The sequence below is a fragment of the Dactylosporangium sp. NPDC049140 genome, assembly GCF_040648435.1.
Map to the genome: position 1 here is coordinate 50046 of NZ_JBEZDS010000012.1, position 13426 is coordinate 63471.

The following is a 13426-nucleotide window of genomic DNA, read 5'->3' on the forward strand; positions in this document are numbered from 1 at the left end:
TCAGAACGCGGCGCGGTCGCGCAGGGCGTGCTTCACCGAGTACATCGCGGCGTCCGCGTCGCGCAGGAGGACGTCGGCGTCGGCCAGGGCGCCGCTGGCCGCCCCGATGCTGGCCCGGATCGGGATCAGCGTCCCGTCGATCTCGACCGCCTGGCCGAAGGACTCGTGCAGCCGGCGGGTCAGGTCCTCGGCGTAGGACAGCGGCGTGTCCGGCAGCAGGACCGCGAACTCGTCGCCGCCGAGCCGGGCCACGGTGTCGCCGGCCCGCACGCACCGGCGCAGGCGGTCGGCGACCGCGCGCAGCAGGGCGTCGCCGGCGTGGTGGCCGTAGGTGTCGTTGACCGCCTTGAACCCGTCCAGGTCGATGATCAGGATGGCCGCGTAGCCGCCCGCCGCGGCGATCCGCTCGGCGAACAGGGCCCGGTTGGCCAGGCCGGTCAGCGCGTCGTGGGTGGCCTGGTGGTGCAGCCGGTCCTGGTAGGCGACGACCTCGGTGATGTCGTGCGCGTTGTAGACGACCCCGCCGATGCTCGGCACGTGCGTGAGGTTGGTGGCCACCGCCGTGAGGTAGCGCGGGCGGCCGTCGAGGTGCGGCACCTGCAGGCGCATGGTGATGCTCGCGCCCGGGCGGGTCAGCAGGTCGGCCAGGCGGGCCCGCCACTGCTCGCGCCCCTCGGGCACGGTCAGCTCGTCCATCCGCCGGCCGACCACGGACTCGGGCGGCACGCCGAACGTGCGCTCCACGGCCGGGCTCGCGTACGACACCACGAGGTCCGGCCCGGCGATGACGGTGATGTCGGAGGAGTGCTGGACCAGGGCCCGGAACCGCTCCTCCTGCTCGGCCAGGGCGCGCAGGCTGCGGTCGACCTCGCCGAGCAGCCGCGCGTTGTCGGTGAACGCGATCAGCTGCCGGGTCACCACGATGCCGGTGACGAGCAGCACCCCGACGACGACGCCCCAGACCCGCACGTCCAGCGAGCCGTCGGTGAGCGACACGATCAGCAGCACGTAGGAAGCGGCGACCCCGATGTACGGCAGCAGGCTGAACGGCCGCACCGGCCGGCGCTCCAGGACGCCGGGGTCGGCGCGCAGGTTGGCCTCGTTGATGCGGGGCACGGCGGCCAGCAGGGCGCACGGCAGGAGCCGGGCCAGCATCGCCAGCTCGGGCCGCGTGACCTCCACCAGGGCCGCGGTCAGGCCGGTGCTGAGCCCGATGAGCACGCTGGCCAGGCCCGCGGTCCAGCCGGCGATCGGGGTGAACGGCATGTTGCGGCCCAGCATGAGCTTCACCAGGCCGAACGAGCCCGCGATGCTGACCCCGGCCGAGGCCAGGGCGAGCAGCAGCGCACCGCCGCTCTCCCGGACGTCGACGCTGGGGGAGAGGTACCACACGAAGACCGCGGTGGCGGCGACGACCGTGGCCGCGTCGAGCATGAACCGCAGCCGCTCCCGCCCGGCCGTGCGGGTCGGGTGCAGCACCATGGCGAGCAGGCAGACGACCGAGCCGCAGGTGACGAGCCCGGACTGCACCGCGCCGCCCTGCACCATGCCGCCGACGGGGTTGGCGAAGGTCTCGACGCCCTGGACGGTGTCGCCGACCGTGAAGAACACCGCCCCGGCCGCGATGAGCCGCCAGAACCGCCGGTGCGCCGCGGACACGCCCGGCAGCGCGCTCATCCGCGCCGAGAGGACCGCGAATATGACGTCGAGAAGCACCTGAATCGGCCAGAACAGGGCGAGCTTCACGGAGGCCCCGGTTCCGGGCAGGGCATACCAGATGGTGCAGGCCACGGTGCCCAGGAACATGGCGCGCAGGACCGGATCGCGCAGCAGCACGGTCCGCGCCTGCTCATGGGATGTGCTCACGGCACTCCATTCATTGCGCCGGACTCTACCGTGTGGGCGGCCACCGTTTGGTGTCGTCTACATCGTCCATACGGCCGAAGACCTGAGTCAGGCTGAAGTGCTCGGTGAAATACGCGGGCGAAAACCGTGTAGAAACGACCCCGTGGATGCCAAGCGGATGCAGGGGATCGGTTTTGCCGCGCTCATGGGGGCCGCGGCCGGGGCGGCGCTGGCGGCGCACCGCGGGCCGCGCGCGGCGCTGAAGGCCGCGGCGGTCGGCGGCGGCACGCTCGCCGCGATCGACGCGGCGGCCCGGGCGCGGCAGAAGCCCGGCGAGATCCCGGCGGTCTGGGCGCGGATCGCGGGCAGCGGGGCCCTCGCGGCGCCCGTCGGGTGGGCGGCCGGCAAGGCCGGGGCGTCGCCGCTCGCGGTCGGGGTCGCCGCCGGGGCCGTGGCCGGCGCGATGGGCGTGCGGCCGCAGAAGGTGGCGCTCGGCCCGGTGGTCGGCCTGGCCGTGGGCGCGGCGCTGCGCAACCGCCCGCCGGCCCAGGCGGCCGCGGCGAGCGTGGTCGCGTTCCGGACCGTCTCGCAGCTGGTGTTCCGGGACCCGCAGGTCGAGCTGGTGGCCGAGAGCGCGACGGCCGAGCAGCTGCCGTTCGTGGTACCGCTGGAGGCCCGCACCCGCTACGTCGGCACCGGCTATGTGCGGGACCTGGCCGCGGCGACCGGCGGCACCTACGAGGAGGCGGTCGCCGACATCGGCATCGTGGCGAGCCTGGACGCCCTGGCCGGCCCCGAGTTCGACCCGGCGGCCGTGGACCCGCGGGTGCGCGAGTTCTACGAGCACACGACCCGCTTCGCGCTGGACATCGTGCCCCGGTGGCGGCCCTGGGTGCGGCCGGGTTACCTGCTGTACCGCAACCTCGTGGCCCGCCCGCTCGGCCAGGCCAACGTGCCCATGAACCTGCGCGAGGCGCAACGCGGGATGCACAGCCGGATCGACACCATCACCGGCGCCGACGGGGTCGTGTCGACGCGGGGGTGGATACGCTCCTTCGCCCACAACGGCGAGCCGATCTACGTGGGCATCTACACGACGTACCGGCACGGCGAGCGCGGGTACGTCAGCGTCGGCTTCCCCCTGCCGCAGGCGAACTTCACGGCCACGCTCGCCCCGCGGCCCCGCCCGGACGGCGGGCTGCGGCTGACGAGCAAGGCGTCCGACGGGCAGACGGGGCACTACCTGAGCTACATCGACGGCGAGAGCCGTGCACTGTCCACGATGGCCGTGCATGGCTTCGCCGAGGAGCTCGACGTGTACGTGGAGGACGGCGAACTGCGCGCCGACCACGCGTTCTCGCTGTTCGGGCTGCCTTTCCTGACCCTGGAGTACCGAATCGCGCGCAAGGACCGCAAAAACTAGCGGCTGGGCTGGCCGCTGCCGGGGCACTCGCCCGCGCCGGGGCCGGCGCCGTCGGGCTGGTGGGCCGGGGTGGGGGAGCCGGCGTTCACGTGGACGCGGGCGCCGCACTTCGGGCAGCGGCTGATGGCCTGGGTGGCCGTCGACGACATGGCGGTACACCTCCGATGAGACGACAAAGCCGGACCCTGGAGTAATGCCCCGGGTCCGGCCCATCGGAACATGTCAGCCCGCGGCGAGGGCCAGCATCTGCTTGATCTGCTGCGTGCGGGACAGCCGCACCCGCTCCGCCAGCTGCTTGACCGTCACGTTCTGGCCGGTCGTGGCCAGCTGCTGGGCCAGCTCGACGGCGTTGTGCTGGTGGGCGATGAGCAGGTTGAGGAACTTCGTCTCGAAGTCGGCGCCGCTCGCGTCCCGCAGCGCCTGGATCTCCTCGGGTCCCGTCGCCGGGCGGCCGCCGTGGGCCGCGTGCACGGCCGGGTCGGTGATGTCGGTCTGCGGTACCTTCCACGCCTGCAGCCAGCGCTGCATGGTGCGGACCTCCTCGGCCTCGACCACGTCGATCGCGCCCGCGAGGTCGACGACCTCCTCGCGCACGCCCTTCTGCTCGCCGAGCCTGAGCATCTGCAGGCCCTGCTGCTGGTGGGCGATCATCATCTGCAGGAACATCACGTCGAAGTCGTTGTGCGGGCCGGCCGCGGTGACCGCGTCGGCCTCGGCGATGCCCTGGCTCACCGCCAGCGGCGGGACGGCCGCGGGCCGGCTCCCGCAGCCGCTCAGCAGCGCGGCGGCCGCGGCGAGGGTGACCAGCAGGCGCTTCACAGCGGCAGCCAGAGGGCCAGGGTGTAGACCGGCTCCCACGTGTAGATCGAGCGGTGGGACTGGCGGCACTGGTAACGCTTGCCGTTGTACGTCACCACGTCGCCGACGTGATAGAGCGTGTCGGGGGCCCAGTCCGTGGTCGCCGTCGAGGTCTGGGCGCTCTTCGTGGGCGTCGCGGTCTTCGTGGGCGTGGGCGTCGGCGTGATCGACTTCGTCGGAGTCGGCTTGGGTGTCGGCGTCGGGGTCGGGCTGCTGCCGCCGCCGACCTGCACGTCGATGCAGTTGTAGAAGGCGTTGGCCGTGTCCGCGATGTTCCAGATCGCCAGGATCTTCTGGCGCCCGCTGTACCCGGCCAGGCTCACCTGGTGCGAAACGGTGGCGTTGGGCTGCTTGCCGCCGTCGTTGAACTCCGCGATCTGCTTACTGCCGATGAAGTACTGCCACGTGCTCGTCGAATGCCGGGCCGTGAGCACCCAGTTGAACGTGACCGACGTGCCGACCGCCGTCGCCGGCCAGTTGCGGCTGTCGTCGCTGAGCACGGCGAACCGCTCGTTGCCGCCGTCGCAGCTCTTGAGCCCCTTCGGGCCCTCGACGCTCTGCGGCTCGTACTGGATCGCGCCGCAGTCGGCGACCTTGCCCTGCGCGCACAGCGCCTGCCGGCTCGGCGGCGAGGACACGTATCCGTGGGCCGAGGCGGGCTCGGCGAAGATGAGCGTCCCAGCGGCGGCGGCACCGAGGGCGACCAGCGGGTACAGCACCGTTCTGCGCATTGTCGATACCGTTTCTCTCGGGTGAGAAAAACGTATCGGAGTGGCGCTTAACGACGCCTCGCGCGATTTGCAAATCCCGCCTAACGCCCTTTTATGGTGTCGTTAATCGCGGGGGTGGCATGATCACGCCCATGTCGGTCTCCGCCGTGCTGCGCGCCGCGCAGGTGGCCCGTGTCCTCGCCGCCAGCTGCGTGGGCCGGCTGCCGCTGGGGGCGGCCCCGGTGGCCCTGCTGCTGTACGCCCGGGAGAGCCTCTCCATCGCCGCCGCCGGCCTGCTCGTGGGCGTCTACACGGCCGGCCTGGCCGTGGGCGGGCCGGTCCTGGCGCGCATCGCGGACCGGTTCCGCCAGCCGCCGGTCATGCTCGCCGGCGCCGCCGTGTCGACCCTCGGGTTCGTGGTTCTGGTGCAGGGTGTACCGCTCTGGGCGGCGCTGCTGGCCGGAGCCCTCGCCGGCCTGGGCGCCCCGCCGTTCGAGGCCGGCCTGCGGGTGCTGTGGCGCGACCTGCTCGACGAGGAGCAGGTGCCGGCCGCGTACACGCTGGACATCGCGGTCCAGGAGCTCATCTTCATCTTCGGCCCGCTCGTGGCCGGCCTCGCCGTGGCCCTCGGCGGCGGCGCGGCCGGCGTGTACGCCACCGCCGCCCTCCAGTTGCTCGGCACCGTGTGGTTCGTCACGACACCGGTCGTGCGCGGCTGGCGGGGCGAGCACGCCGAGCGGCACTGGGCGGGCGCCCTGCGCTCGGGCCCGCTGCGGCTGCTGCTGACCGCGGTGGTCCTGATCGGCGCGGGCGTCGGCTCCCTGCCGGTGGCGATGCTGGACTACGCCGAGTCCGTCGGGCACCGCTCGTTCTCGAGCTGGCTGCTGGCCGCGCAGGCGTTCGGCGCGCTCATCGGCGGCCTGGTCAACACCCGCGTGAAGGTCGACGCGCGCCGCCTGCCGTGGCTGGGCCTGGCGCTCGGCCTGGGCTACGTGCCGCTGCTGCTCACCCCGGCCCCGGCCCCGCTGATGCTGCCGCTCGCGGTGCTGTGCGGCCTGTTCCTGCCGCCGCTGCTGGCCGCCGCCTTCCTGACCGTGGACCGCATCGCCCCGCCCGGCACCGCGGCGGAGGCCTTCGCCTGGGTCGCGACCGCGTTCTCGGTCGGCGCGGCGGCGGGCGCGGCCGTGGACGGCGCCATCCTGGACGCGGTGACCTCGACGCGCGCGGGCTTCATCCTCCCGCCGGTCGTGATCCTCCTGGCCGTGCCCTGGCTGCGCCCCGTCGCCCGCCACGCACCCGCCAACTAGCCCCCCGTCAGGCGACGTTGAGCTGGATGTTGCCGATCCGGGCAACGATGTCGAGGTGCCCGCCGAGCCCCACCACGTAGGCGCGCAGGCTCTCCAGCGCGACGGCGTCGCCGTTCTCGATCTGGCTGATCCGTGCCTGCGTCAGGCCGGTCGCCTCGGCCAGCTGCACCTGCGTCAGGCCGAGCTGCTGACGGATCTCGGCCAGCTGCGCGCCGCTGACCGAGGCGAGCATCTGCTCGCGCATCTGGCGGCGCCGTTCTACGCGATCGGCGCTGTCCCATTCGGGATCGGCGGCACGGGCCTTCGCCTTGACGTTGCGCCAGTTCGCGGCATCGGTCATGATCCGGCCTCCTTCAACCCCTTGAGATGCTCACCGAACCGGGCATCGGCCATCGGAATCGCCCTGACGTACCAATTTTGCCATTTGCCGGACTTGTCGCCCGCGGCCAAGAAGATCGCTTCTCGTTGGGGATCGAACGCAAAGATCATCCGCACCTCGGTGGTGCCGGTCGAGCCCGGTCGCAGCTCTTTCATGTTGTGGTAGAAGCTGCCTTTCAGACGATCGGCCAGTATAAGCGGGACTTATATTCCGTCCAACCCGGTGCCTGGCCGCGCCTGGCGGGTTTGTTCAAGACGGCGGCGGTACCGGTGGGGCAGGTTGACGGCATGGACAAGCACCTGTTGCTGGTTGAAGCCGCGCCCGTCACGATCGCCCTCGCCGACCGGATCTCGCCGGAAGACCTCGGGCGGCCCACGCCGTGCCGGGAGTGGGACGTGCGCGGGCTCGTCGGGCATCTGCTCGAGTGGGGGCCGCCGCTCGAAGGGGCCGCGCGTAAGGAGGCCGTGGCGCCCGGGGGCGGGGACGGCGACGTGCGCGCGCAGCTCGAGCGGCTCGCGGCGGCGTGGGGCGAGGCGGACGCGTGGGACGGCGGCACGGTCATGGGCGGCATCGAGATGCCCGCGGACCTGGTCGGGGGCATGGTGCTCGGCGAGTTCGTGCTGCACGGCTGGGACCTTGCGCGCGGGATCGGCGTGCCGGTCGCGTTCTCCGGCGATGTGCTGCGCCTGATGTACGACGAGGTCGCCCGCTCCGCCGAGCAGGGCCGCGCGATGGGCGTCTACGGGCCCGAGGTGCCGGTGCCGGCCGATGCTGCGATGTTCGACCGCGTGCTCGCGCTCAGCGGCCGCGACCCCTTCTGGGCGGCCTAGGCGCCTCGGCCGCGCCGAGCGACTCGACGACCGAGCAGGCGTCCTGGAGCGGGTCCTGGGTGTCGATGTTGACGGCCACCTCGCGGAGCATGTCGCGGAAGCGGGCGCGGTCGTTTTCCGGCAGCGCGGTGAGCACCCGGTCCTCGACGTGGCGCAGCTTGCGCTGCAGGTCGCAGAGGGTGGCGCGGCCCGCCTCGGTGGCCGAGATGCGCCGGGCCCGGCGGTCGGCCGGGTCGGGCTTGCGCTCGATCAGGCCGGCCTTCTCGAGGTCGTCCAGCAGGTACGTCATCACGGTCCGGTCGATGCCCAGCTTGTTGGCCAGGGCGAGCTGGGTGAGGGCCGCGCCGTCGACGGCCGAGGTCAGGACCTGGTAACCGCGCGGGCCGCCGGGCACATCGGCGATCACCGACTGGGCGCCCTTCGCGTAGCCGCGCAGGAGCACGCCCAGCGCCCAGCCGAGGTCCGACTGGAGCTCGACGTGGGGATCAGCCGCCTGCGTCATGACAGTAATGATAAGCAGGTCACTCACTCTTGCCATCAGATGTTCTGCGAAGCAGACTTTCTTCACAGCTGCACAAACTGTGGAGGTACCGATGCACCTGTTCCGTCTCGACGCCAGCATCCGCACGACCGGGTCGGTGAGCCGTGCGCTCGCCGACACCGCCGAGCAGGCCTGGCTCGCCGAGCACCCCGGCGCCACCGTCACCCGTCGTGACCTGGGCCGCGAGCCGTTGCCCGGCGACCTCTGGGGCCGGGCGGCGCTGTCCATGGTCGACCCGTCCGCGCCCGCGGCGCCGGAGGCGGCGGCGCTGAACGAGCGGCTCTCGGCCGAGCTGCTGGAGGCCGACGCGTACGTGTTCGCGGTGCCGCTCTACAACTGGGGCGTCCCGGCGAGCTTCAAGACCTGGATCGACCTGGTCCTGCTCAACCCGGCGTTCGGCGGCGCCGGCGACCGGCCCCTCGCCGGGCGGCCGGCGGTGCTGGCGATGAGCCGCGGCGGCGGCTACGGCCCGGGCGCGCCCAAGGAGGGCTGGGACCACAACGGCCCGTATGTGCGGCGCATCCTCGCCGAGGTGCTGCACCTCGACGTCCACGTGACCGAGGCCGAGCTCACGCTCGCCGACGTCACTCCGGCGATGGCGCCGCTGCGGGGGCGGGCGGCGGAGCTGCTGAAGACCGGCCACGAGCACGCGGCGCTGCACGGCCGGCGCATCGCGGAGCTGGTCGTCCGCGCGTAAGGGAGCGCGTACGGGAGCGCGTAAGGCTCAACCGCCGAGTGGCGGCAGGTTCTGGGTCAGCTCGATCGCCGTGTGCACCAGCGACTGCAGCCGCGCCGTGAGCGCGAGCAGGAGCTGGTGCGCGGCGGGCCCGGCGTGCAAGGCGGCCTCGCGCAGCAGGTCGATGTCGCCCTGCACCTGGCTGAGCTGCCCGGTCAGGTCGCCCGCGCCGCGCTCGAGCGCGCCGGCCATGTCGGCCAGGCTCACGCCGTTGGCCTCCAGCGCCTTGATCGCCGCGATCCGTTCGATGCAGGACGCGTCGTACAGCCGGAAGTTGCCGGCCGTCCGTTCGGCCGACTCGATCAGGCCCAGTCCGGTGTAGAAGTCGACGGTGCGCGTCGACACGCCGGCCTGGTTGGCGAGTTCCCCGATCCGCAGGAGCTTTGACACGATCCAACCCTACAGTGCCGCGTGCTAGTGTGCCCGCCATGGTGTTCCGGAGCCTGCGCCGCGCTGCCCTGGGCGTGGGCGGTCCGGCCGTCGATACGGTACTCGATGATCCTGAGACACGCCCGGGGGAGTCACTCCGCGGTGCGGTACACCTCACCGGCGGCGAGCGCGACGTCGAGATCGAGCGGATCGTCCTGACCGTGCTGACCCGGGACGGCACCGCCACCCGGGAGCTCGGCCGCCACGAGCTGGCCGGCGAGTTCCGGTTGAAGGCGGGGGAGGCTCGGGCGGTACCGCTGCAAATCGCCGTTCCGCTCGGCACACCGATCACTCATGTGTTCGGGGAGCGGGTTCCCGGCCTGGCCGTCGGGGTGCGCACCGAGCTCGAGGTCGCCTTCGCCCACGACCCGGGCGACCTGGACTTCGTCGCCGTGCACCCGCTCCCGGCCGAGGCCGCGGCCCTCGAGGCGCTGCGCGCGCTCGGGTTCCGGTTCAACTCCGCCGACGTGTCGCAGGTGTTCGACTTCTGGGTGGCGCCGCAGTACCAGCAGATCGCCACCGAGGTCGCTGTCGGCTTCACGACCGGCGCGGACTTCGTGGAGCTCGTGCTCGACGGGGCCGTCCGCAGCCGCCACGACCGGGGCGAACCCGTCGACTGGGAAGCCGAGGTAGACCGGCTGATGCGGCAGATCGGACAGATCTGACGATAAACCTCCACCTGACCGGCCCAGGGGGTCGATCGCCCGACACGGTACCGTTAGGCGCACAGGGGTTGACAGCCGTTGACTACGGACTCGGGAGGCGGGGCATGCGAGAGCTCGTCGTGGTGGGTGTGCGTGCGCAGACCTGGCAGAGCCGTCCCGTGGTCCTGCTCAAGGACGAACCCACGGGTCGGCACCTGCAACTGCCCGTCGAGGGCGGTCCGCGCAGCATGGACGAACCGATCAGCGCCGAGCTGTTCCAGCGCGCGCTGACCGCGTTGAACGCGCCGCTGCGGGCGGTCGAGGTGGTCGCCGCGCACGGCCCGTTCCAGCTCGTGCTGGGGCCCGGCATCCGGGTGCCGGCGGCGCCGCTGGAGGCGATCGCGCTGGCCCGGCACTGGGGCGTGCCGATCCTGACGACCGAGGAGCTGCTCAACGCGGCCGCGGTCCAGGCGCCCGAGGGCCCGACTCAGCCGCTGGACCTGACGGCGCACATGGAGAAGCTGCCCTCGGGCCGCGCCACGCTGCTGATCCGCAAGGGCGCCGAGGCCGGGGCCGAGTTCTCCCTCGACGGCGACGTCGTGCGCTGCGGCCGCGACTCGGCGAACCAGATCGTGCTCGACGACAACACGGTGTCGCGCAAGCACGTCGAGTTCCACCGCAACAGCGGCGGGTTCGGCTACTCGATGCTCGACATGGGCAGCCTGAACGGCACCTACGTCAACGGCGAGCGGGTGAAGAGCGCCAACCTGAACGACGGCGACGAGGTCCAGGTCGGCAAGTTCATGCTGTTGTACCAGTTGCGCTAGTCACCAGTTCGAGGGCTCGAAGTCCTTCAGGAAGCAGCCGTACAGGTCCTCGCCGCGCTCGCCGCGCACGATCGGGTCGTAGACCCGGGCGGCGCCGTCGGCGAGGTCCAGCGGGGCGTGGAAGCCCTCCTCGTGCAGCCGCATCTTCTGCGGGTGCGGCCGCTCGTCGGTGATCCAGCCGGTGTCAACGGCGGTCATGAGGATGCCGTCGTCGAGCATCTCCTCGGCGCTGGTGCGCGTCAGCATGTTCAGCGCCGCCTTGGCCATGTTCGTGTGCGGGTGCCCCGGCCCCTTGTACCGCCGGCTGAACTGCCCCTCCATGGCCGAGACGTTCACGACGTACTTGCGCCGCGCGGCCGCCGCCTTGAGCGCCGGGCGTAGCCGGGACACCAGGATGAACGGCGCCGTGACGTTGCACAGCTGCACCTCGAGCAGCTCGAGCGGGTCGACCTCCTCGACGGTCTGCACCCAGCTGTTGCTCGCGGCCAGGTCGGGCACCAGCCCGCCCGCGTCGATCGCGGTGAGCGCCGCGATCTTCTCCGGGGTCGTGTTCCGGCTGGTCAGCGCGAGCGCGGTGAGCGCGTGCGGCGGGATGAGGGTCGGGGTCCGCGCGGACTCCAGCACCAGCTCGTTGTCCGTCTTGTGGAACGTCAGCACGTCGGGCATGGGCCCGTCGAGCATCACGGGCGCGGACTCGGCCGCGACGAGGTGTGAGTAGGAGCCGGCGGTCCGCTTGACCGTCTGCGCCGCGTTGTTGATGAGGATGTCGAGCGGCCCCTGGGCGGCCACGTCGTCGGCGAGCGCCGCCACCTGGGCCGGGTCGCGCAGGTCGATGCCGACGATCCGCAGCCGGTGCAGCCACTCCGCACTGTCGGGCATGGCCGCGAAGCGGCGCACGGCGTCGTTGGGGAACCGCGTGGTGATTGTGGTGTGGGCGCCGTCGCGCAGGAGCCGCAGCGCGATGTACATGCCGATCTTGGCCCGGCCGCCGGTGAGCAGCGCCCGGCGCCCGCTCAGGTCCGTGCGCTGGTCGCGCCGCTCCCGGTTGAGCTTGGCGCACGGAGGGCAGAGCTGGTGGTAGAAGGCGTCGACGTCGACGTACCGCGTCTTGCACGTGTAGCACGAGCGCGCCCGCTTGAGCTGCCCCGCGAGCGCCCCGATGGTCGGGGACACCAGCGCGATGCCCTGCGTCTCGTCGTCGATGCGCCCGGGCGCGCCGGTCGCGGTCGCCGAGGTCACCGCCCGGTCGGCCTCGGTGACGGCGGCGCGCCGCTCACTGCGCCGCTGGCGCTTGACGTGCTTGTACAGGTGCGAGGTGGCCCGGCGTACGCGCAGCACGTCGGGGTGCTCGGGCGGCAGCTCCTGCAGCTCCTCGAACACGGCGAGGCAGATGGCCAGCCGGTCGGGGTCGATGCCGGGGCCGAGGTCGTCAAGGGGGTCGTGCGGGGTCACGACGGGAACTGTACGCAACGCCCCCGCCACCACACCAAACAGAAACGGGTCCGGGTTGGCGTCATTGCCACCCGGACCCGCTGCTCCGCGGCCTCCGCCGTCCCCGTTGTGCACGCACACCTCGGCGGGCCCGCGTCGTTCTCGTTGACTGGTCCAGTAGAGCCCGCCCCCACCGACAAATCCGACATTTCCGGATAATGGGGTCGAGGTTCGTTCTTTGGGGCGTGGCAGGATTCGGGCATGCGTGACCGCCGCGAGCTGGCCGGGGCCTGGTCGGACTTCCAGTCCCACGGCTTCGCGGCCCCCGCCCGGGGCCTGTCCGGGCTGGTCGCCCGCTACTGGTGGGCCCGCTGGGACCTGCGCGGCCAGCCCGACTACGCCCAGCTGATCGTCCCGTACCCCAACGTCCAGCTGACCTTCTCGACCGACGGGCCGGCGATGATCCGGGGCGTGTGCCGGGGGCGGGTGCAGAGGGTCCTGTCGGGCCGGGCGGCGGTCGTGGGGGTGGCCTTTCGTCCGGGCGTGTTCCGCCGGTTCCTGGGTGGCCCGGTTGAGTCCCTCACGGATCGGTCGCTGGCCGCCGACGCCGTCTTTCCGCACGTTCCGGCCCTGGTCATGGCCGCCCTTGATGCCATTGATCCGGCTGAGGCCGTTGGGGCGGCCCTGGACGGCTTCCTGGCCGCGCATCAGCCGGAGGCGGACCCGGTCGGGGACGAGGTGGCCCTATGGGTGGACGAGATCGCCGGGTCGCCCGAGCTGCGCCGGGTCGACCAGCTGACCGCCCGTTTCGGGGTCAGCGAGCGCCACCTGCAGCGCCTGTTCGCCGAGCACGTGGGGGTGAGCCCGAAGTGGGTGCTGCGCCGCTTCCGGCTGCACGAGGTGACCGAGCGGATGGCCGCCCGGGCGCCGATCGACTGGGCCGCGCTCGCCGCCGACCTGGGCTACGCCGACCAGGCCCACCTGACCCGCGACTTCACGGGCATGTTCGGCGAGCCCCCGACGGCGTACGCCGCTCGCTACTGACCGCCGGCGTGGTCCCGGGCGAACTGGGCATAACCGATAAATCCGATATGTCGGGCGCGCCAGCGCCCGACATATCGTCGGCGGCCGGCTCGTCGGCAGCGGCCGAGCTTGGGTCGGAGCTCGAATCGGCGAGAGGTCGAAGGGGGAGGGGGCGGTGCCGTCGAACGGGCGGGATTCGTGGCGGGCAGCGGCGCCCGGAAGCGGTGAGGGGCCGAACGTGGAGGGGCCGGAATTGGTGAAGGGCTGAGCAGAGAGGGCGCGCCGGCCGGGGTGAGGTGGCCGGAATTGGTGAGGGGCTGGACGGAGAGGGCGCGCCGGCCGGGCCGAGGTGGCCGGAATTGGTGAGGGGCTGGACGGAGAGGGCGCGCCGGCCGGGCCGAGGTGGCCGGAATTGGTGAGGGGCTGGACGGAGAGGGCGCGCG

The 13426-nt window shown here is 72.4% G+C and carries 16 protein-coding genes; 7 read left to right on the forward strand and 9 right to left on the reverse strand.

Annotated features, from left to right (window positions below):
• Window positions 1–1866: a sensor domain-containing diguanylate cyclase gene (locus AB0B76_RS21195; RefSeq protein WP_360377586.1), complete on the reverse strand. Its 1866-nt coding sequence runs from the start codon at window positions 1864–1866 to the stop codon at window positions 1–3.
• A gap of 142 nt (window positions 1867–2008) precedes the next feature.
• On the opposite strand from AB0B76_RS21195, the gene AB0B76_RS21200 reads away from it, so the two are divergent.
• Window positions 2009–3268 carry a hypothetical protein gene (locus AB0B76_RS21200; RefSeq protein ID WP_360377589.1) on the forward strand — a complete coding sequence of 420 codons (1260 nt, stop codon included), beginning with the start codon at window positions 2009–2011 and terminating at the stop codon, window positions 3266–3268.
• Here the strand turns inward: AB0B76_RS21200 and AB0B76_RS21205 are convergent.
• From AB0B76_RS21205 to AB0B76_RS21215, 3 genes are all read right to left on the reverse strand, one after another.
• The gene (locus tag AB0B76_RS21205) at window positions 3265–3417 is read right to left on the reverse strand and encodes a hypothetical protein (protein WP_223102723.1); all 153 of its coding nucleotides are present in this window, start codon (window positions 3415–3417) and stop codon (window positions 3265–3267) included. The genes AB0B76_RS21200 and AB0B76_RS21205 overlap by 4 nt on opposite strands.
• Window positions 3418–3490: 73 nt before the next feature.
• Window positions 3491–4087 carry a DUF305 domain-containing protein gene (locus tag AB0B76_RS21210; protein WP_360377591.1) on the reverse strand — a complete coding sequence of 199 codons (597 nt, stop codon included), beginning with the start codon at window positions 4085–4087 and terminating at the stop codon, window positions 3491–3493.
• Window positions 4084–4857, reverse strand: a complete 774-nt coding sequence (locus AB0B76_RS21215) for a lytic polysaccharide monooxygenase (RefSeq protein WP_360377594.1) — start codon at window positions 4855–4857, stop codon at window positions 4084–4086. Before AB0B76_RS21215 ends, AB0B76_RS21210 begins: the two co-directional genes overlap by 4 nt.
• A gap of 131 nt (window positions 4858–4988) precedes the next feature.
• On the opposite strand from AB0B76_RS21215, the gene AB0B76_RS21220 reads away from it, so the two are divergent.
• Window positions 4989–6143: an MFS transporter gene (locus tag AB0B76_RS21220; protein ID WP_360377596.1), complete on the forward strand. Its 1155-nt coding sequence runs from the start codon at window positions 4989–4991 to the stop codon at window positions 6141–6143.
• Between the two features lie 7 nt (window positions 6144–6150).
• Here the strand turns inward: AB0B76_RS21220 and AB0B76_RS21225 are convergent, their stop codons facing one another.
• Both AB0B76_RS21225 and AB0B76_RS21230 read right to left on the reverse strand, forming a co-directional pair.
• Window positions 6151–6483 carry a helix-turn-helix transcriptional regulator gene (locus AB0B76_RS21225; RefSeq protein ID WP_360377599.1) on the reverse strand — a complete coding sequence of 111 codons (333 nt, stop codon included), beginning with the start codon at window positions 6481–6483 and terminating at the stop codon, window positions 6151–6153.
• Entirely contained in the window at window positions 6480–6716 is a 237-nt protein-coding gene (locus tag AB0B76_RS21230; RefSeq protein WP_360378023.1) for a type II toxin-antitoxin system RelE/ParE family toxin, read from the reverse strand. The genes AB0B76_RS21225 and AB0B76_RS21230 overlap by 4 nt, the downstream gene beginning before the upstream one ends.
• A 93-nt stretch (window positions 6717–6809) precedes the next feature.
• Here AB0B76_RS21230 and AB0B76_RS21235 point away from each other — a divergent pair, with 93 nt between their 5' ends.
• Window positions 6810–7352 carry a TIGR03086 family metal-binding protein gene (locus AB0B76_RS21235; RefSeq protein WP_360377602.1) on the forward strand — a complete coding sequence of 181 codons (543 nt, stop codon included), beginning with the start codon at window positions 6810–6812 and terminating at the stop codon, window positions 7350–7352.
• On the opposite strand, the gene AB0B76_RS21240 is transcribed toward AB0B76_RS21235, so the two are convergent.
• Window positions 7321–7854, reverse strand: a complete 534-nt coding sequence (locus tag AB0B76_RS21240; protein WP_360377605.1) for a MarR family transcriptional regulator — start codon at window positions 7852–7854, stop codon at window positions 7321–7323. The two genes, AB0B76_RS21235 and AB0B76_RS21240, sit on opposite strands and share 32 nt — an antisense overlap.
• Before the next feature lie 91 nt (window positions 7855–7945).
• Between AB0B76_RS21240 and AB0B76_RS21245 the strand changes: the two genes are divergently transcribed.
• Window positions 7946–8590 carry an NAD(P)H-dependent oxidoreductase gene (locus AB0B76_RS21245; RefSeq protein ID WP_360377607.1) on the forward strand — a complete coding sequence of 215 codons (645 nt, stop codon included), beginning with the start codon at window positions 7946–7948 and terminating at the stop codon, window positions 8588–8590.
• 27 nt (window positions 8591–8617) lie between these two features.
• Here AB0B76_RS21245 and AB0B76_RS21250 read toward each other — a convergent pair whose 3' ends face one another.
• Entirely contained in the window at window positions 8618–9019 is a 402-nt protein-coding gene (locus AB0B76_RS21250) for a MerR family transcriptional regulator (RefSeq protein ID WP_360377610.1), read from the reverse strand.
• 38 nt (window positions 9020–9057) lie between these two features.
• Here AB0B76_RS21250 and AB0B76_RS21255 point away from each other — a divergent pair, with 38 nt between their 5' ends.
• Together AB0B76_RS21255 and AB0B76_RS21260 are read left to right on the forward strand one after the other, a co-directional pair.
• Window positions 9058–9723, forward strand: coding sequence for a sporulation protein (locus AB0B76_RS21255; protein WP_360377612.1), 666 nt, complete (start codon window positions 9058–9060; stop codon window positions 9721–9723).
• A gap of 104 nt (window positions 9724–9827) precedes the next feature.
• Window positions 9828–10529 (forward strand): bifunctional nuclease domain-containing protein, encoded by a 702-nt coding sequence (locus tag AB0B76_RS21260; protein ID WP_360377614.1) that lies wholly within the window; start codon window positions 9828–9830, stop codon window positions 10527–10529.
• Here the strand turns inward: AB0B76_RS21260 and AB0B76_RS21265 are convergent, their stop codons facing one another.
• Window positions 10530–11981 (reverse strand): SDR family NAD(P)-dependent oxidoreductase, encoded by a 1452-nt coding sequence (locus AB0B76_RS21265; protein WP_360377617.1) that lies wholly within the window; start codon window positions 11979–11981, stop codon window positions 10530–10532. It abuts the gene before it with no gap.
• A 240-nt stretch (window positions 11982–12221) separates the two neighbouring features.
• Between AB0B76_RS21265 and AB0B76_RS21270 the strand changes: the two genes are divergently transcribed.
• Window positions 12222–13004 carry a helix-turn-helix domain-containing protein gene (locus tag AB0B76_RS21270; protein WP_360377619.1) on the forward strand — a complete coding sequence of 261 codons (783 nt, stop codon included), beginning with the start codon at window positions 12222–12224 and terminating at the stop codon, window positions 13002–13004.
• Window positions 13005–13426 lie beyond the last annotated feature (422 nt).